The organism is Gaetbulibacter sp. PBL-D1 (assembly GCF_050509525.1).
GTDB classification, from domain to species: Bacteria; Bacteroidota; Bacteroidia; order Flavobacteriales; family Flavobacteriaceae; genus Gaetbulibacter_B; species Gaetbulibacter_B jejuensis.
On record NZ_JBNWKB010000014.1, the window covers coordinates 14,137 to 33,023 of the forward strand.

15 protein-coding genes are annotated in these 18,887 nt (G+C 33.1%); 6 read left to right on the forward strand and 9 right to left on the reverse strand.

The window, feature by feature from the left end:
* Positions 1-7: 7 nt before the first annotated feature.
* From pgi to ACQ0RB_RS12035, 3 genes are all read left to right on the forward strand, one after another.
* Positions 8-1,630: a glucose-6-phosphate isomerase gene (gene pgi, locus ACQ0RB_RS12025; protein ID WP_430498712.1), complete on the forward strand. Its 1,623-nt coding sequence runs from the start codon at positions 8-10 to the stop codon at positions 1,628-1,630.
* A 163-nt stretch (positions 1,631-1,793) separates the two neighbouring features.
* Positions 1,794-4,328 carry a TonB-dependent receptor gene (locus ACQ0RB_RS12030; protein ID WP_430498714.1) on the forward strand — a complete coding sequence of 845 codons (2,535 nt, stop codon included), beginning with the start codon at positions 1,794-1,796 and terminating at the stop codon, positions 4,326-4,328.
* A gap of 12 nt (positions 4,329-4,340) precedes the next feature.
* On the forward strand, positions 4,341-5,984 hold the full coding sequence (locus ACQ0RB_RS12035; protein ID WP_430498716.1) for a choice-of-anchor J domain-containing protein: 1,644 nt from the start codon (positions 4,341-4,343) through the stop codon (positions 5,982-5,984).
* A 59-nt stretch (positions 5,985-6,043) separates the two neighbouring features.
* Here the strand turns inward: ACQ0RB_RS12035 and gldD are convergent, their stop codons facing one another.
* The 4 genes from gldD to mutY form a co-directional block, all read right to left on the reverse strand.
* Complete coding sequence (gldD, locus tag ACQ0RB_RS12040) at positions 6,044-6,619, reverse strand: gliding motility lipoprotein GldD (protein WP_131506215.1); 576 nt, start codon at positions 6,617-6,619, stop codon at positions 6,044-6,046.
* Positions 6,619-7,926, reverse strand: coding sequence for a gliding motility-associated protein GldE (locus ACQ0RB_RS12045; protein ID WP_430498718.1), 1,308 nt, complete (start codon positions 7,924-7,926; stop codon positions 6,619-6,621). The genes gldD and ACQ0RB_RS12045 overlap by 1 nt, the downstream gene beginning before the upstream one ends.
* 25 nt (positions 7,927-7,951) lie before the next feature.
* Positions 7,952-8,395: a single-stranded DNA-binding protein gene (locus ACQ0RB_RS12050; protein ID WP_129759570.1), complete on the reverse strand. Its 444-nt coding sequence runs from the start codon at positions 8,393-8,395 to the stop codon at positions 7,952-7,954.
* 82 nt (positions 8,396-8,477) lie between these two features.
* Positions 8,478-9,524, reverse strand: a complete 1,047-nt coding sequence (gene mutY, locus ACQ0RB_RS12055) for an A/G-specific adenine glycosylase (RefSeq protein WP_430498721.1) — start codon at positions 9,522-9,524, stop codon at positions 8,478-8,480.
* A gap of 133 nt (positions 9,525-9,657) precedes the next feature.
* Between mutY and ACQ0RB_RS12060 the strand changes: the two genes are divergently transcribed.
* Both ACQ0RB_RS12060 and ACQ0RB_RS12065 read left to right on the forward strand, forming a co-directional pair.
* Positions 9,658-9,948, forward strand: coding sequence for an HU family DNA-binding protein (locus ACQ0RB_RS12060; RefSeq protein WP_129759568.1), 291 nt, complete (start codon positions 9,658-9,660; stop codon positions 9,946-9,948).
* A 322-nt stretch (positions 9,949-10,270) separates the two neighbouring features.
* Complete coding sequence (locus ACQ0RB_RS12065; RefSeq protein ID WP_134198476.1) at positions 10,271-11,815, forward strand: Rne/Rng family ribonuclease; 1,545 nt, start codon at positions 10,271-10,273, stop codon at positions 11,813-11,815.
* Positions 11,816-11,858: 43 nt separating this feature from the next.
* Here the strand turns inward: ACQ0RB_RS12065 and ACQ0RB_RS12070 are convergent, their stop codons facing one another.
* The 5 genes from ACQ0RB_RS12070 to ACQ0RB_RS12090 all read right to left on the reverse strand — a co-directional run bounded on the left by ACQ0RB_RS12070 (position 11,859) and on the right by ACQ0RB_RS12090 (position 15,356).
* Positions 11,859-12,023: a hypothetical protein gene (locus tag ACQ0RB_RS12070; protein WP_430498723.1), complete on the reverse strand. Its 165-nt coding sequence runs from the start codon at positions 12,021-12,023 to the stop codon at positions 11,859-11,861.
* Positions 12,024-12,196: 173 nt separating this feature from the next.
* On the reverse strand, positions 12,197-12,424 hold the full coding sequence (locus ACQ0RB_RS12075) for a hypothetical protein (protein ID WP_430498725.1): 228 nt from the start codon (positions 12,422-12,424) through the stop codon (positions 12,197-12,199).
* A gap of 27 nt (positions 12,425-12,451) precedes the next feature.
* Positions 12,452-13,489, reverse strand: a complete 1,038-nt coding sequence (locus ACQ0RB_RS12080; RefSeq protein WP_430498812.1) for an aldo/keto reductase — start codon at positions 13,487-13,489, stop codon at positions 12,452-12,454.
* An 87-nt stretch (positions 13,490-13,576) separates the two neighbouring features.
* Positions 13,577-14,536 carry an OmpA/MotB family protein gene (locus ACQ0RB_RS12085; RefSeq protein WP_131506210.1) on the reverse strand — a complete coding sequence of 320 codons (960 nt, stop codon included), beginning with the start codon at positions 14,534-14,536 and terminating at the stop codon, positions 13,577-13,579.
* A gap of 58 nt (positions 14,537-14,594) precedes the next feature.
* Positions 14,595-15,356: an exodeoxyribonuclease III gene (locus ACQ0RB_RS12090; RefSeq protein ID WP_430498727.1), complete on the reverse strand. Its 762-nt coding sequence runs from the start codon at positions 15,354-15,356 to the stop codon at positions 14,595-14,597.
* A gap of 113 nt (positions 15,357-15,469) precedes the next feature.
* Between ACQ0RB_RS12090 and ACQ0RB_RS12095 the strand changes: the two genes are divergently transcribed.
* Positions 15,470-18,880, forward strand: coding sequence for a hypothetical protein (locus ACQ0RB_RS12095; RefSeq protein WP_430498729.1), 3,411 nt, complete (start codon positions 15,470-15,472; stop codon positions 18,878-18,880).
* Positions 18,881-18,887 lie beyond the last annotated feature (7 nt).

An 18,887-nucleotide genomic window follows, 5' to 3' on the forward strand; every position in this document is an offset into this window, starting at 1 on the left:
GTATATAATGGCACTAAAAACAATCAACCCTACAACTACAAAATCTTGGAAAAAATTAGAAGAGCATTTTAACAATGTTAAAGATGTTCACATGAAGCAATGGTTTGCTCAAGATGCAGAAAGAGCAAATAAAATGACCGTAAAATGGGAAGATTTTTATGTAGACTATTCTAAAAACAGAATAACTGAAGAAACGCTAAACCTTTTACTAGAGTTAGCTAATGAAGTTGATTTAAAAGATGCTATTTCAAAATATTTTGAAGGCGATATCATTAACGAAACCGAAGGAAGAGCGGTACTTCATACTGCTTTAAGGGCTCCAAAAACAGCTGAGGTTTTTGTAGATGGAGAAAATGTTATCCCAGAAATTTATAGTGTTAAAGAAAAGATTAAAGATTTCACTAATAAAATTGTTAATGCCGAATTAAAAGGATATACAGGAAAAGGTTTTACTGATGTTGTAAACATTGGTATAGGTGGTTCCGATTTAGGTCCTGCAATGGTAGTCGATTCTTTGTCATATTATAAAAATCATTTAACAACGCATTTTGTAAGTAATGTAGATGGAGATCATGTTAATGAAGTTATCAAAAACTTAAATCCAGAAACAACACTATTTGTTATAGTGTCCAAAACATTCACTACACAAGAAACGCTTTCTAACGCAACAACTATTAGAAAATGGTTTTTAGAAAAAGCACCAAATAATGCTGTTGCTAAACATTTTGTAGCTGTATCTACAAATATTGAAAAAGTAAAAGCTTTTGGTATTGACGAGAACAATATTTTCCCAATGTGGAATTGGGTAGGTGGTCGTTTTTCGCTTTGGAGTGCTGTAGGACTATCAATTAGTTTGTCGGTTGGTTTTGAAAACTTTGATAAACTGCTTCAAGGAGCTCATAAAATGGATGAGCATTTTAAGACTGAAGACTTTGATAAAAACATACCTGTAATTGCAGGCTTGCTAAGTGTGTGGTACAATAACTTTTTTAATGTAGAAACCGAAGCGATTATCCCTTATACACAATACTTAAACCAGTTTGCTACCTATTTGCAACAAGGTATAATGGAAAGTAATGGAAAAAGTATTGACAGAAGCGGAGAACCTGTAAACTACCAAACAGGAACTATTATTTGGGGAGAACCAGGAACTAATTCGCAGCACGCATTTTTTCAATTAATACATCAAGGTACAAAAATAATTCCTGCAGAATTTATAGGTTTTGCTAAATCTTTACACGGTAATCAAGACCATCAAGATAAGTTAATATCTAACTTTATTGCGCAAACCGAAGCCTTGTTAAATGGTAAATCAAAAGAGCAAGTAATTGCTGAAGGTGCTCCTGAAAAATTAGTGCCTTTTAAAATATTTGAAGGGAACAAGCCTACAACTACAATTTTAATAAACCAATTAACACCTGAAAGCTTAGGAAAGCTAATTTCATTATACGAGCATAAAATATTCGTTCAAGGTGTAATTTGGAACATTTTTAGCTACGATCAGTTTGGTGTAGAGCTTGGTAAACAACTAGCAAATACAATTTTAAAAGACATTGACGAAAAAGAAATTGTTAATAAACACGATGCATCTACGCTTAACCTTTTAAAATTCTACAAAAATTTAACATAAAAATTGTTAAAAAGTTCTTGATAGTTTAAAGGCGTTAATAACTGATAACCTCAATATTATAGGTAACTTATATCGGTTTAATTCTTAACATTTAGGTAATATATTATTTCCTTTAATGCGTAATTTTGCCAAAAAACTAATTCAAATTTTTTAATAATTCAGTATGAAAAAAATTACTCAATTTTTATCGATTGTCGTACTAATGCTTTTTACGACAATTGCTTTTTCGCAAAGTACTATCACAGGAAAGGTTGTTGATGGTGACATGAATGCGCCACTTCCTGGTGCAAACATTATTGTGAAAGGAACTTCGAATGGAGCAACCACAGATTTTGATGGTAACTTTACATTAAAATCAGATTCTAGCTCTGGAGAGGTAATAATCACTTATGTAGGTTACATAAGTCAAACAATTCCTTTTAATGGAGATGTAGATTTAGGAACAATCACTTTACTGTCTAGCGAAGTAGGATTAGATGAAATTATGATTGTTGCTTCTGTAGCTGTAGACAGAAAAACACCAGTTGCAGTATCGACAATTAAAGCCGAAGAAATTTCTTTAAAGTTAAGTACACAAGAATTTCCAGAAGTTTTAAAAGCCACACCAGGTGTTTATGCAACAAGAGCTGGTGGTGGATATGGTGACGGACGTATTAATTTACGTGGATTTACATCTGAGAACGTAGCTGTAATGATTAACGGTGTTCCTGTAAACGATATGGAGAACGGAGCAGTATATTGGAGTAACTGGGCAGGTTTAGGAGATGTAACTTCTAGTATGCAAGTTCAAAGAGGTCTAGGAGCATCTAAAGTAGCAGTAGCATCTGTTGGTGGAACAATAAACATTCTTACTAAAACGACTGACGCTGTTAAAGGTGGTAATTTTTATACAAGTATAGCTAATGATGGATACCTTAAATATGGTATGACTTATTCAACAGGATTAAGTGAAAAAGGGTTTGCTGCAACTGTAAGTGCATCTAAAATATCTGGAGATGGTTATGTTGATGGAACAGAGTTCTCTGGATACAATTATTTCGTTAGCTTATCACAACAGCTATCAGATGATCATAGATTATCTTTTACAGCTTTTGGTGCGCAACAAGAACATGGTCAACGTTACAATCGTTCAACGATTTCTGAATTAAGAATGACTGACTCAGGACCAAGAAAAGCTAATAAAGATTGGGGTTATAAAAATGGAGAGGTTTATCACCAATCATTTAACTTTTACCACAAGCCACAAATTTCATTAAATCACTTATGGACAATTAATGATGATTCAGCATTATCAACTGCGCTTTATGCATCTTTTGGTTCTGGAGGAGGACGAAGAGACGAAGGTTCAAAAATTGGTTCAGATGATTACAGAATAGGATCTGCTGGTTTACAACCAATTGATTTTGATAGAATTGTTGAAGAAAATATTGCAAATGGTGTAAATGGATCTTCAGATATTATCTCATCTTCTAGAAACTCTCACGAATGGTATGGAATCTTATCTACTTATAAAAATAAGATTAATGATAAGTTAACTATCTCAGGAGGATTTGATGGTCGTTATTATATCGGATCACATTGGTATGAAGTAGATGACTTATTAGGAGGTCAATTTTATTTAGATAACGAAACAGACACGTTTGCTTTTGGTAAGCCTCTAGGTGTTGGTGATAAATATAATAAAGATTACGATGGAATCGTAGTAAGATATGGGCTTTTTGGTCAAGCAGAATACCAAGTAAACGAGAAATTTAATGTATTTATGGCTGCTGATGTATCTAACAGTAACTACAAGCAAAAAGAGTACATGAATAACACTATTACAGGAAGTAGATCATCAGATGCAGTAAACTTTCTAGGTTTTGGAGTGAAAGGTGGAGGAAACTACAATATTGATGGTAATCATAATGTTTTTGCAAATATTGGTTATTTTGAAAGAGCACCATTCTTAGATGCTGTTTTCTTAGATGAAGATGGAATAGATGCTAACAAAGATGCTGAAAATGAAAAAGTATTTAGTGCTGAGCTTGGTTACGGTTTCCGTGGTGAAAAATTAAGCGCTAATGTTAACGTTTACTATACTAAATGGTTAGATAAAACATTAAGTGGATCAATAGGTACAGGAGAAAATATTTTCTTTTATAACTTATTAGGTATCGATGCATTACATCAAGGTGTTGAAGTAGATGTAAGATATAAAGCTACAGATAACTTAACCTTAACAGGTATGGCATCTCTAGGGGACTGGAAATGGAAAAGTAACGTATCAGCAAGTATCAGAGACCAAGCAGGTGAAGAAGTAGATGTTGTAGAAGTATTTGCTAAAGACCTTAAGGTAGGTGATGCAGCACAAACTACATTTGCTCTTGGTGCAGATTATAAAATCGCAGCAAAATCAAACATTTATGTAGATTATAACTTTGCAGGAGATAACTATGCTTCTTATGATGTAACTAACAGAGCAAGTAGTGACTTACCAAACGTATGGAAATTACCAGATTTTGGTTTGTTTGATTTAGGTGCTAGACATACTTTTGAAATGGGACAGTTTGAAGCTACTTTAACCGGTAAAATAAACAACGTATTCAATACAGAATATGTATCTGATGCTAATGACATTAACGGAACAGCTAATGCAGCTCAAGTTTATTTTGGACCTGGTAGAACATATAGTGTAGGATTAAAAGTTAATTTTTAAAAAATAATTAAAATGAAAAGAATAATTTATTGTTTAGTATTATTGGGCTTAACCATTACTGGTTGTGACCCAATGGAAGACGTTTATCAAGAGACCGCTACAGAGGCAGACCCTATAATAGGTTCTGATAACTATACACTAACAAGTGATGATTATGCTGAACTAGAATTAGACTTTGGCAATTTTAGCTCTATTGATGATGCTAGAACTATGTTACCAGGGTTTTTAGCTGAAAAGTACCCATTTTGGGGAGAAGGCTCATCAGTTGTAGTTGGTTATAAATTGTATGTAGGAAACGCTGAAGGTGTAAGTGATTTTACTGGAGCTGATATTTATGAATTTACAAATTCTGATTATGCTACAACTGGTAGTGATGCTTTTGGGTTTTATCCAAATGTAAATGCTACTAATGAAATCCCTACAGTGTTAGACGCACAAATCGCTAGTCCAACCGAAGGACAAATAGTTTTAGCTAAATATGACCAATACACAGAAACTCCAGAAGTAGGTTTAGCTGATTTAGTAGCTTACAACTTTGAAGGAAGCATGGAAGGATGGACTGTAGCTGAAGAATCAGGAGCTGATGAGGTTTGGACTTCTCAATCAGGATATGTTCAAGGTAATGGATATTTTGGAACTCAAATAGCTAATGAAGAGTGGTTAGTATCGCCTTCAATTGATTTATCAGGAGAAAGTGATTTGAAATTCCAAATTACCCAAGAGTTAGATTTCGCTGGAGATACATCTTTAATCAAAATCTTAGTTTCAACTGATTATACTGATGATGTTTTAACTGCAACTTGGGATGAAATTACTTTAGCTAACCCAGCAACAGGTGATATGGCTTCTTCTGAAGATTATGATTTTTCAGCTTATGATGGAGAAACAATTAACGTAGCATTTAGATATGAGTCAACTGATAGTGATGCTGCAAGATGGAGAATTGCAAACTTAAAAATTAAAACATTAGGAGCTACTGGAAATACAAATTCTAAAGGAGAATACTTTATGTATACAGGAGGTTCTTGGGAGGCTGTTGAAGGTGTTTATTATTTAAGTTCCGCTGATTTTGATTCTATGGGAGAAGGTTCAGGACAACCAGGTCAGTACGATAACTTTAGTAGTTCAATATCACCAGATGACTATCTGCCTACTTTCCTAGGGTTAACTTTCCCATATGCCCAAGAAGAGGACGAGTTATTTGTAATCTATGATTACTATTCAAGCTCTAGTGGAGCTCAAATAAGAGGTAATCTTTATACAGTGACTGGTGGTGTTTGGACAGGACATGAAAGTGTTATTGACACAACTTTACAGTTTGGTTTTGAAGATGGTGTTTGGGTACCTGATAATACTATAAGATATGCGATGACTACTGATGATTATGCTACTATAGTAGCTGCTTTAGCAGATCAATATCCATCTGCGACATCTAGTATGGAGAACTATGGAAATATGGATAGAAGAGCAGGTAATCCTGCTGAATGGACTAATCCTATGGTTTTAGATGCAATAAATGTTGTTTTGGATGCTTTAAACCCATCAGCTGAAGAAGAGCAAAAGTATGTAGTTACTATTGACGTATATAACGGAAGTAACACTACTGAAGATTTTGCAGTTATTAAAATAGGAGGAGAGTGGATTTATCAAGAATAATATATTCTTTTCTTTAAATAAAAAACGCCTATCATAAATTATGATAGGCGTTTTTTATTTTATTGCCTCCATTTTATGGTTTCCATTATGTGCTTAATGTCGTTTTTTAAATACACAGCAGCAGGATAAATGGAGTCGTAATTAGGTTTTGCATAAAAGTAAAGTGACCCTGTTAAAAAGTGATTAATGCTATCAGTAACATAAAACTGAGATTGCGATGCAGCATTACCACCAACTTCGTAAAACATTCCAAAAACGCTTTGCTTTTCATTCTCATAAGGCTGTTCAACGATTTCATCAGCTTTACTAACATGTTTTAGAGTTAAACTTTGAGCATCTCTTAGTAAATTGTTTAAGTTGTCTTCGGTAACTTTTTTATAGGTAAGATAGATAGTTCCTTTCATTGAAGGATAGTTTATATCAATACCATAAGCATTTCTATTCTCGTCAATTTTAATTGAAGAAATACTATCAGAAAGTGTATTTTTTTCAAATGAAAACGGAAGAATAGTGTTTGTGCGCTTATACTCAGCAGCAGGATAATCTAAACGAAGATAACCATTAGGTTTTGGTACTGGGTCATCACCACAAGACATGCATAAACTTGCTAATACAGGTAAAATGAGTTTCTTCATTAATCTAATATTGTAAACTTTACTTGTTTTATTCTCTTTTTGTCAAGAGCTTCAATAGTGAAAACGTAGTTTTTGAAATTTATTTTACTTCTCACTCTTGGAAATATACCAGAAATCTCTAGGACAAAGCCTGCAACAGTTTCAGCTTCTCCTTTAAACTCTTCAAAGTCTGAGTCGTCTTCTAACGAGATAATTCTATAAAAATCCTTTAAAGGTGTTTTGCCTTCAAATAAAAAGTTTTTATCATCAATTATGGTGTAAATAAGGTCTTCATCGTCAAACTCATCACTAATATCGCCAACTATTTCCTCAATAACATCTTCTAAAGAGACCAACCCTGATGTGCCTCCATACTCATCAACCACAACAGCAAGATGTACTTTTTTAGTTTGAAATTCAACCATTAAATCATCTAGTTTTTTATTCTCAGGAACAAAAAATGGTTCGCGTAGCAAACTAGTCCAATCAAACTGCTTTCGGTCAATATATGGCAATAAATCTTTTACATATAAAATACCTACAACAGTATCTATGCTTTCTTTGTAAACAGGAATTCTAGAATATCCATTTTTTACAATTTCAGGAATAATTTCGGAGTATTTCTGTTCAGAATTAAGCGCGAAAATATCCATTCTTGGTCGCATAACTTGTTTGGTGTCGGTGTTTCCAAAAGAAACGATTCCTTGTAGTATTTTATGTTCTTCGGTAGTGGTGTCTTGTTCGCTAGTAAGTTCTAAAGCTTGTGAGAGCTGGTCTACACTAATGTTGGATTTTTGTTTTCCAAGCCTATTTTGAATAGTAATGGTAATAAAACGCATAGGCATACTCACAGGTGTAAAAACAACATCTAAAAAGCGCAAAGGAACAGCCATAAAAGATGAAAATTTCACCCTATTTCTACTCGCATAAATTTTAGGAAGAATTTCACCAAATAGTAAAATTAAAAAGGTAATGACCACCACTTCTAATAAAAAACGTACCCAAGGGACTTGTATACTTTGAAATAAACTTTCTCCTAAATAAGCAAACAAGATTACAATACCAATGTTTATAAAATTGTTAGCAACAAGTATGGTTGCCAAAAGTTTTTTTGGGCGTTCCAAAAGGTTAGAAATTATATTGAAAGTGTTAGGTTTTTCGTCTAAACCTGTATCAATATCAGATCGTGTTAAAGAGAAAAAAGCAACTTCGGCTCCAGAGATAAGTGCAGAGCAAATTAGCAAAACTACAAGCAGAATAATTCCCGAAATTAACGGAAGGTTTACTGAAATTAATGTTATTATTAAACTCGAGGGTTCAGGGTCCAATTCTAAAAAATTTGGTTAAACATAATTAAAATGGCAAATCATCATTATCATCAACCATTGGTTCAGAACTACTATTGGCAGTTGGTTGTGGTTTTTGTGGTTGAGGTGTAGGGCTGTTTTGTTGAGATTCGCTTTTAGTAGTTAAAAACGTAAAGTCTGTACATTGTATTTCGGTTGAATACCTGTCCATACCTTTATCGTCTTGCCACTTTCTAGTTTTTATACGACCCTCAACATAAATTCTATCACCTTTGGTTAAATATTTTTCGCAAATTTCAGCAGCTTTATTTCTAACCACTATATTATGCCATTCAGTATTAGTAACCCTTTCGTTAGTTTGCTTGTTGGTGTAGGTTTCGTTAGTAGCCAAAGGAAAACGACCAACACAGTTTCCACCTTCAAAATAATGCAGTTTTACTTCATCTCCCAAATGCCCAATGAGCATTACTTTATTTAAGGTTCCAGACATAATTAAAATTAAAATTTAAGTTAGCAAAATTAGCCATTTTAAAATGACTTTTTTAAAAGTAATAAAAAAATATGAGTCTTTACTAAACAGGAAAATTAAAATCGTTTAAAAAGTTACTTATTAAAACTGGAGTAGGATAATTGTGTAACTCAGTAATATAAATTCCGTCTTTAGGCAAGGTGTCAACTTCAATGATCCAAAATTTAGTATGTAAATGTTGATGCGATAGTTTATGTATAATTTCAGTCTCATTATATAATGTAAAGTCATAACGCTGACCATTAAAAAAACCTTTAACCAAAGGATGTGTTTTAAAATCGTCAACACTTAAACTAGATTTAGTTTCAACTAATGGAAATTGATAAAGGTTTTTCCATATTCCTTTACCTATTCGTTTATTGAAAACAGTTTTTTTATCAGAAGAGATACACACCAAAAAGTTAAAGTGCTTTTTACTTACTTTAGTTTTCTTGAGTTTAACAGGTAGTTTAGAAATGGTATCATTTTTTAAAGCTTCACAACTAGAGTTAAAAGGACAACGAGTACACTCAGGGTTTTTAGGCTTACATTGTGTAGCACCAAACTCCATTATGGCTTGGTTAAAATCAGCAGGATTATTGGTATCAATAAGCTCTGTTGCCAAAGCCTTAAAAGTTTTAAAGCCTTCGGTAGTATTTATTGGAGTCTCAATACCATAGTGTCTAGATAAAAATCGATATACGTTACCATCTACAACAGCAGTAGGTTCATTAAAACAAATTGAAGCTATTGCACTTGCGGTATAATCTCCTACACCTTTTAATTTAAGTAGCTCCTTGTATGTGTTAGGGAAAATCCCATTTAGTTCGTTTACAATATATTTTGCAGTGAAATGAAGATTTCGGGCTCTAGAGTAGTAACCTAAACCTTGCCATAGTTTTAAAACCTCTTCTTCACTAGCATTAGCTAAGTCGAAAACAGTAGGAAAATTAGTAACAAAAGCTTCATAATATGGTAAACCTTGCTTAATTTGAGTTTGCTGCAAAATTATTTCCGATAACCAAATGTAATATGGGTTTTTGGTTTTTCGCCATGGAAGTTCGCGCTTATTTGCTGAATACCAATTAGTTAAAATTTCTTTAAAATTCATTTAAATTTCTAAATATTGACAAAAATAAATCTTTACAACGTTAAATTTTAATTAATTAGGCTTGAAATATTGAAATTAAAATTCCTATATTTGCATCCCTTATAATTAATAGTAACCCAAAAATTAAATAACTATGACTAAAGCTGATATAGTAGCTAGAATTTCTGACAAGTTAGGAATTGAAAAAGGAGATGTACAAGCAACAGTAGAGACATTCATGGAAGAAGTAAAAACCTCATTAGAAGGTGGTGACAATGTTTACCTAAGAGGTTTTGGAAGTTTTATTATCAAAACAAGAGCAGAAAAAACAGGAAGAAACATTTCTAAGAATACAACAATTAAAATTCCTGCTCACAACATACCAGCATTTAAGCCTGCTAAAGTATTTGTAGAAGGTGTAAAGACAAATGTTGAAGTTAACTAAGACATTATAAAATAAATATTAATTAAAAAAGACAACAATTTATGCCAAGTGGTAAAAAAAGAAAAAGACACAAGGTAGCTACGCACAAGCGTAAAAAAAGACGTCGCGCTAATCGACACAAAAAGAAATAAAGTTGAAAAAGTAGTTTTTAAGCTACTTTTTCAATTTTTTAAAACAAACGTTCTTTGATATAAAATCCATAATACTTTACGTTTACCTTCGTAAAATATGGATTTAACGGATTTAACATCCTGTGTCAAAAAATAAAGTACAATCCATCTATCGTGGTCATTTATGACCATGGTGGATTTAAATTTACAATATGGAGAATGAATTGATTATAAGATCGAGTTCAGATATTGTTGATTTTGCCTTATTAAAAGATGGAAAACTTATTGAATTACATAAAGATGAAGAGGATAACAACTTCTCGGTTGGTGATGTGTTTATAGCCAAAATACGTAAAGTTGTTCCTGGTTTAAATGCTGCATTTGTTAATGTAGGTTATGAAAAAGATGCATTTTTGCATTATCATGATTTAGGACCAAAATTACCTTCACTTTTAAAATTCGTAAAACGTGTAAGCACAGGAAAACACACAGATTTTTTACTCAAAAACTTTCAGTTTGAAAAGGATATTGATAAAAACGGAAGCGTTACTAACGCTTTAAAGTCCAATCAATCAATATTAGTACAAATTGTAAAAGAACCAATTTCAACCAAAGGACCTCGCATTAGTAGTGAGTTGTCCATAGCTGGTCGTTATATTGTTTTAGTACCATTTTCTGATAGAATTTCAATTTCTCAAAAAATTGAATCGAAAGAAGAAAAAGATCGTTTAAAACGATTGGTAAAAAGTATAACACCTAAAGGTTTTGGAGTTATAGTTCGTACTGTAGCTGAAGGACAAAAAGTTGCAGAGCTAGATAGAGATTTACAAAACTTACTATCTAGATGGAAAGCAATGTGTAAAAAACTTAACAAAGCACATCACCCAAGCAAAGTACTTGGAGAAATGAACAAAGCCTCTTCTATTTTAAGAGATATATTTAATGATTCATTTTCTAGTATTGTTGTGGATGATGAAGAGTTGTACGTACAAATAAAAGATTATGTGCAAGAAATTGCACCAAAAAAAGAGTCTATAGTAAAGATGTACAAAAATGGCGTACCAGTTTTTGAAAAATTTGGTATAGAACGTCAAATAAAAACATCTTTTGGACGCACAGTATCAATGGCAAAAGGTGCCTACTTGGTTATTGAACATACCGAAGCACTACATGTTATTGATGTAAACAGTGGTAATCGATCTAACAAAGAAAAAAACCAAGAAGACACTGCTCTTGAAGTTAATATGATATCAGCATCTGAAATTGCTCGACAATTGCGTTTACGTGATATGGGAGGAATTATTGTAGTTGATTTTATTGACATGAACAAAGCAGAAAACCGAAAAACACTGTACAATCATCTTCGCGAAGAAATGAAAGATGATAAAGCAAAACATAAGATATTACCTCCGAGCAAGTTTGGGCTAGTACAAATTACCAGACAGCGTGTACGTCCGGAAAGGAATATTAAAACTAAAGAAGAAAACCCTAATGGTAATAATGGTGACGAAATTGAAGCACCAATTAAAATTGTGAATAAAATTACACAAGACCTTGAAAGGATTTTCAATAAAGACTATAAAAAGGTGACTTTAAACACACATCCTTTTATAGCAGCCTTTTTAACTAAAGGTTTTCCATCCATTAGGACAAAATGGTTTATGGAACATAAAAAATGGGTAAAAGTGTTACCTAGAGATGCTTACACATATCTTGAATATCATTTTTTTGACAAAAATGGTAAGGAAATCAAATAATATCTAAAACCCCTTTTCACTATCGTGGAAAGGGGTTTTTTTATTACCATTTTTCAGTTTTATATAGTTTTATGATTTTCCAATTTCCATCTTTTTTCTCATAATAGATATCGTATCCTTGTCCCCAAAGTCCACTTCTACTTAAACCTACTGAACTTATACAAGTACTATCAGAATTAAAATTAACCTTGGAGAATCTGTATAACAAATTATATTCCTTCCAATCGATAGTCTTTTTTAGAACTAGAGTATCAGCTATTACAATATTATGTTTGCTTATCTTGTTTATTGAGTTTTCTAATGTTTTGTTTAAACTTAATTTATTGTCTTTTAATTTTAAAAAATCTTCACTAGAACCTAAACTGATTAAAGGATGAATAGCTACTTCATTCGAACCTTTTTTAAGGAATCCTTTGTTTTTTCACTTATTGAACCTGAAACCAACGAATCATTTACTATTTCAGGTAATGGAGGTAAAGGAAAACTTAAACTATCAACTGTAATACTGATAATTTCTTCAACATTATTATTTAAATCAAAACTCTTATGATTGCAAGAAAAAAATGTTGTAATTCCAATAAGGTATATTATAACTATTCTCAGTCTCATAAGTTTTAAGATTAAAGCAAGAAAGTATCAAGGAGCTGGATTAGGTATTTCAGCATGTACTTGGTCTATTTCTTTAAGGATATCATCAGTTAATGTGATGTGTATACTATCAATGTTTTCTTGTAACTGTTTGGTACTGGTTGCTCCAATAATATTACTGGTTACAAAAGGACGTTGTGTTACAAATGCCAAAGCCATTTGAGCTAATGACATATTGTGGTCTTCAGCAATTTTTAAATAGCGCTTTGTAGCTTCGGTGGATTGTGTGCTACTGTATCTTGCAAATCTTGGAAAGAGATTTAATCGCGCGTTTTCTTCATCTTGTCCTTTTATGTACTTACCAGATAATACACCAAATGCCATTGGCGAGTAGGCTAAAAGCCCTATGTTTTCACGTAATGAAATTTCAGCTAAGTCACCTTCAAAGGTTCTGTTTAATAGTGAATACGCATTTTGTATGGTAATCATTCGTGGTAAATCATGAGTTTTAGAGACTTCTAAATAACGCATAGTTCCCCAAGCTTTTTCGTTTGAAATACCAGCATGTCTAACTTTTCCAGACTTGATAATATCGTCTAAAGTTTCTAAAACCTCATGAAAATTATCACTCCACGCATCAGTAGAATTGTGTTTATAATCTCTTATGCCAAAGGTGTTTGTATGACGCTCTGGCCAATGCAGTTGAAACAAATCAATATAGTCGGTTTTTAATCGTTTTAAACTATTTTCAACCGCTTCATGCAGTGCGTTTTTGCTAAATCCATTAGTTCTTATATGTGCTGTGTAATCTCCTGGTCCAGCAATTTTACTCGCCAAAATAACCTTGTCTCTATTACCAGTTTTTTCAAACCAGTTTCCTATAATTATTTCGGTGTGCGCATAACGTTCAGGTGTTGCTGGTACAGGATATAATTCGGCAGTATCAAAAAAGTTTATGCCATGGTCTAAAGCCATATCCATTTGAGCAAAGCCTTCGTCTTGGGTGTTTTGATTTCCCCAAGTCATTGTGCCCAAACATAGTTTGCTCACTTTTATATCAGTATTTGGGAGTGTAGTGTATTTCATTTTGCTTTTCTTGTCATGCTGAACTTGATTCAGCATCTAATTAAAACTTTTTTTGATAGAGGATTCCTGCTTTCGCAGGAATGACGATTAAATGTCATTCAATAGCTTAGAAATCTCGTCTAACTTTGGTGTTAAAATTACTTCAATTCTTCTGTTCTTCGCTTTTCCTTCAGCAGTATCATTGCTTGCAACAGGTGCAAACTCTCCACGTCCTGCAGCAGTTAAATTTTCAGGGTTTATTGAAGGGTTTTCTCTTAAAATAGTAACGATAGCAGTTGCTCGTTTTGTTGATAAGTCCCAGTTACCACTAAGTTGACCACTACCTGTATAAGGAACATTATCGGTATGTCCTTCAATAAGGATAGCAATTTCAGGGTTCTCAGCTAAAACGCTACCAAGTTGTTTTACAGCTTCTCGTCCGTTAGCACCAACAGCCCAACTACCAGATTGGAACAACAGCTTGTTTTCCATAGACACATATACTTTTCCGTCGCGTTGCTCAACAGTTAAGCCTTTACCTTCAAAATTAGTTAACGCTTTTGAAATAGCGTCTTTTAAGCGTGTCATGGCAGCATCTTTAGAGGCTATCACATTTTCAAGTTCAGCTACACGTTGCGATCTACTTTCCAGTTCTTTTTTCAATTTTTCCAAACGTTCGTTTTCGGCAGCAAGTGCTTGCTCTTTAGCTTCTAGTTGCGCTAACAATTCTCTATTCTTTTTTGAGTTTGCTGCAATAGCTGAGGAGCTATTCTTTTCTAAAGCATCATAAGATTCTTTTAAGTTGTCGAGATTGGTTTTTGTAGCGTCATAATCGGTTTGCAATTTATCACGCTGAGCAACAGTTGCGTCGTAATCTTTTTTAAGTTTTGCCAAATCGTTTTGAGCTTTGTTTAAAGCATCAGACAAACTTTTGTTCTCACTGGATAACGCTCTGTTTTCCTTTTTTAAATCGGCATATTTGTTTTCTAAATCAGTATAGATTTTTTTAGATACACATGATGTTGTTAAGGTTAGTGTAAGTGCTATTAACGACAATTTTTTAAGCATAGATATTTTTTATTTATTTGTTAATGTGTGTTTTTGACTGCTGACTGCCTACTGATAACTAAGCATCAATTTCTAATAAAATAGGACAATGGTCACTATGAACAGCGTCAGATAGTATAACGCTTCGTTTTATGTTTTCTTGTAGAGGTTCGGTTACCATAGCATAATCTAGTCGCCAACCTTTGTTATTGGCTCTTGCATTGGCTCTATAACTCCACCAAGTATATTCTTGTTTTTCAGGATGTAAATGTCTGAAAGAATCTATAAAACCACTATTGATAAAATTGCCTAACCATTCGCGTTCTTCGGGCAAAAATCCTGAGACACCTTTCATTTTAGGATTGTGAATGTCAATTTCTTCATGGCAAATATTATAATCACCACACACTACAAGGTTAGGGAAGGCTTCGCGTAATTCATTTAAATACTCATGAATCATGTTCATGTATTCAAATTTATGGGCTAACCTATCATCATTGGTTCCTGAAGGTAAATACATACTCATTACTGAAACACCATTAAAATCGGCTCTAATGTTTCTGCCTTCAAAGTCCATAGATTCTATTCCTGTACCAAACTCTACATGATCAGGTTTTATCTTGCTAAGTATAGCAACACCACTGTAGCCTTTTTTTTGAGCACTAAACCAATAGTTGTGAGTGTAACCTGCTTCTTCAAAAATATCTAAATCCAATTGCTCTTTTAAAGCTTTTATTTCCTGAAGGCAAACAACGTCAGGATTTGCAATTTTTAACCAATCTATAAACCCTTTATTTAATGCTGCTCTTATACCATTGACGTTATAGGAAATAATCTTCATTGAATCGTTTTTTTGAATTTTAGCTAAAATAAATAATACTGTACTTTTACACTAAAATTTTATGGAGCTTTTAACTATAAAATATTTTTGTGTTTAAAGAGTTTTAGGTACTGATGAAAATTGCTATTGCTTGTGTGTGTGTTTTAATGTCTTTTTGTGCTTTAGCGCAAGAATCGACCTCTAATTACAGAACCAAAAAAGTAGCAGTAAGTGATACCATAAAAATTGATACTGTAAGCATTAACTCTAGCAAGTTTGTGTTAAAGACTAAAACTAATGTGGTTATTGATAGCTCTAAGTACAAAGTCGATTTTTCTAAAGCGCTTTTAACTTTTAACGCTCCTTTAGAAACTGATACGCTTGTTATTGAATACTTGCGTTTTCCTGAGTTTATGACTCGTAAGTATTTTCAGTTAGATGACAATATTATTGTCAATAACACCAATGATACACAACGGTTGTATAGGTTGCAACAATCTACACTACAAAATAATTTCACACCTTTTGACGGTTTAAATACTTCAGGTAGTATCTCCAGAGGTGTTACTATTGGTAACAACCAAAACTCAGTATTAAACAGTGAATTGGATTTACAAATCACAGGTAAATTGAACGATAAAGTCTCGCTACGAGCATCAATACAAGATGCGAATATACCTTTGCAAGAGAGTGGATATTCGCAACGATTAGATGAGTTTGACCAAGTGTTTATTGAGTTGTTTAGTGACAATTGGAACATTAGAGCAGGAGATATCGATTTGGTTAACAACAGTAGCTATTTTGCCAATTTTACTAAGCGAGTACAAGGATTGCTGGTTAATGTGGATTTAGAACACCTTAACTCTAAAACCAATTTTTTTGCTTCAGGTGCTTTGGTAAGAGGACAGTTTACAACCAGCAAGTTTACAGCTCAAGAAGGTAACCAAGGTCCTTATAAACTTAGAGGACCAAATAACGAGTTGTTTGTGCTTATTGTTTCTGGCAGCGAAACGGTTTATGTTAATGGAATTCCGGTTGAACGTGGAGAAGACAAAGACTATATCATAGATTATAATGCTGGTGAGATCATTTTTAACTCAACCTATCCTATTACTTCTGAAATGCGTATCACTGTCGATTATCAGTTTAGTGAACGTAATTTTTCTCGTTTTACAGCGTATGGAGGTGGAAGTTATGAAACTGAAAAGCTAAAGTTAGGTGTTTCGGTGTATTCCGAAGTGGATGCTAAAAATCAACCCTTGCAGCAAAACCTATCTAACGAACAAAAGCAAATATTGGCCGATGCAGGTGATGATAGCTCCTTAATGGTTGCGCCTTCTGATGTTCCTGAAAATTACAGTGAAAATCGAATTTTGTACAAAAAGGAACTCATTAATGGTGTTGAAGCCTTTGTGTTTTCAAACAATCCTGATGACGAGTTGTTTAATGTGAAATTCTCGTTGGTTGGTGATAATCAGGGAAATTACATTATAATAAATAGTAATGCTATTAATAACATTTACGAATATATACCACCAGTAAATGGTGTTCCACAAGGAAATTATGAGCCTGTTGTGCAGTTGATAGCACCTACAAAATTGCAGATAGCAGTACTGAATGCAACATATAAACCAACTGAGAAAACAGATGTATATTTTGAAGTAGCAGGAAGCAAAAACGATCTCAATTTATTTTCGGGTTTAGATGATGCTAATAACGATGGGTTTGCTGCTAAATTGAAAGTGAACCAAAAACTGATACAAACCGATAGCCTTTGGAACTTAAATGCTTATGTAGATGCAGATATTATCCAGGAGAATTTTAAAACCATTCAACGTTTGTATTATGCCGAATTTAATAGAGATTGGAACCTCGAAGACCCACTTGGTAATCAAAACCTGTTGAGTTCAGGAGTAGAATTATTTCATCCTAAAAAAGGAATTGCAAATTATAAGTTTGAACATTTAGGGTTTTCTGAAAACTTCACAGGAAACCGTCACAGCCTTTTGGCTAATTTGAATTTTAAAGGTTTAAATGTATTTACAAATACAAGCATAACCAAGAGTGATAACACAATTTCAGATTCTAGGTTTTTTAGGTCATTTAATCGTGCGGTGTATGGTTTTAACAAACAATGGGTTGGTGCCAAATTAGCTTCAGAAGAGAACAAACAACGCGAAAAACTATCAGGTAATTTCACTAATTTAAGTCAGCGCTTTACGTCTTACGAAGTGTTTACAGGTATTGGTGATAGTACAAATGTGTTTGTTGAATTGGGTTATAAACACAGGGTTAATGACAGTTTAAGGGTTGAAGGACTTAAGCGTGTAAACAGTTCAAACACGTATTATATTAAGTCAAAGTTGATACAAAATGATAATACCAATTTAGGAGTTTATGTTAATTACCGAAAATTAAAATGGGTAGATGAAGCTGTTGAAGATGAGCAGTCCTTGAACTCTAGGGTTAGCTACAACCAAAACTTGTTTAAAAATATAGTACAATGGAACACTATTTTTGAGACCAATTCAGGAACATTACCACAACAAGATTTTACTTATGTTGAAGTTGAAGCAGGACAAGGTAGCTACACTTGGATTGATTATAATAACAATGGTATTCAAGAGCTCAACGAGTTTGAAGTGGCGCAATTTCAAGATGAAGGAAATTATATACGCGTGTTATTGCCTAATCAGGTATTTATAAAAACACATCAAAATAGGTTGAGTCAAACCATAACGTTAAATCCGCAGCAATGGTCAGTTTCCGAAAATAAATCCAAAAAGTTCTGGTCTCATTTTTACAATCAAACCGCATTTTTAATTGACCGAAAGTTGAGAAAAGAAGGCAATGATTTTAATTTAAATCCTTTTGAAGAAGATGAAAACAACCAATTGGCAGTTAATAAGAGCATAAGGAATGTGTTGTTTTTTAATAGAGGAAAACAGCGTTTTACAACATCTTACACATTCTTGTCTAATAGCAATAGAACAGTGCTTTCAATAGGATTTCAACAAAATAAATTAAAGAGCCATCAGTTTAATTTTAATCATAAATTCGGGAAAAGCTGGTTGCTTAACATGACTTCGGCTATTGATGTCAATGAGAGCGAAAGTGAAAATTACAGCTCAAGAAATTATACCATTGACGAAGTAAGGTTTAACCCAAAGTTGTCATATTTATTCAATGAAAATGCAAGTTTTGATGTGTTTTACCAATACACTTCAAAAGACAATACTATTGGTAATATGGAAACCTTACTTCAAAACAATTATGGAATTTCTTTTACGTACAATAACGCGCAAAAAATTTCACTTACAGGTGAAGTCAATTTGTTTCAAAACACTTTTGAGGGTAATGCCAATACACCTGTGAGTTATCAAATGCTAGAAGGCTTACAGCCAGGGAAAAACTTTACTTGGAGTTTGCTGGCTCAAAAGAAGTTGACTAAGTTTTTAGATTTGAATTTAAACTACTTTGGAAGAAAAACCGAAACCTCCAAGACCATTCATACAGGAACAGTACAGTTGAAAGCTTATTTTTAAAAAAAAT

Coding starts and splice junctions, on each gene's coding strand:
- ACQ0RB_RS12090 (WP_430498727.1), bottom strand. CDS start 15,356: ATGAAGATTATTTCCTATAACGTCAATGGTATAAGAGCAGCATTAAAT.
- ACQ0RB_RS12030 (WP_430498714.1), top strand. CDS start 1,794: ATGAAAAAAATTACTCAATTTTTATCGATTGTCGTACTAATGCTTTTT.
- gldD (WP_131506215.1), bottom strand. CDS start 6,619: ATGAAGAAACTCATTTTACCTGTATTAGCAAGTTTATGCATGTCTTGT.
- ACQ0RB_RS12065 (WP_134198476.1), top strand. CDS start 10,271: ATGGAGAATGAATTGATTATAAGATCGAGTTCAGATATTGTTGATTTT.
- ACQ0RB_RS12060 (WP_129759568.1), top strand. CDS start 9,658: ATGACTAAAGCTGATATAGTAGCTAGAATTTCTGACAAGTTAGGAATT.
- mutY (WP_430498721.1), bottom strand. CDS start 9,524: ATGAATTTTAAAGAAATTTTAACTAATTGGTATTCAGCAAATAAGCGC.
- ACQ0RB_RS12075 (WP_430498725.1), bottom strand. CDS start 12,424: ATGAGACTGAGAATAGTTATAATATACCTTATTGGAATTACAACATTT.
- ACQ0RB_RS12095 (WP_430498729.1), top strand. CDS start 15,470: ATGAAAATTGCTATTGCTTGTGTGTGTGTTTTAATGTCTTTTTGTGCT.
- ACQ0RB_RS12080 (WP_430498812.1), bottom strand. CDS start 13,489: ATGAAATACACTACACTCCCAAATACTGATATAAAAGTGAGCAAACTA.
- ACQ0RB_RS12085 (WP_131506210.1), bottom strand. CDS start 14,536: ATGCTTAAAAAATTGTCGTTAATAGCACTTACACTAACCTTAACAACA.
- pgi (WP_430498712.1), top strand. CDS start 8: ATGGCACTAAAAACAATCAACCCTACAACTACAAAATCTTGGAAAAAA.
- ACQ0RB_RS12035 (WP_430498716.1), top strand. CDS start 4,341: ATGAAAAGAATAATTTATTGTTTAGTATTATTGGGCTTAACCATTACT.
- ACQ0RB_RS12050 (WP_129759570.1), bottom strand. CDS start 8,395: ATGTCTGGAACCTTAAATAAAGTAATGCTCATTGGGCATTTGGGAGAT.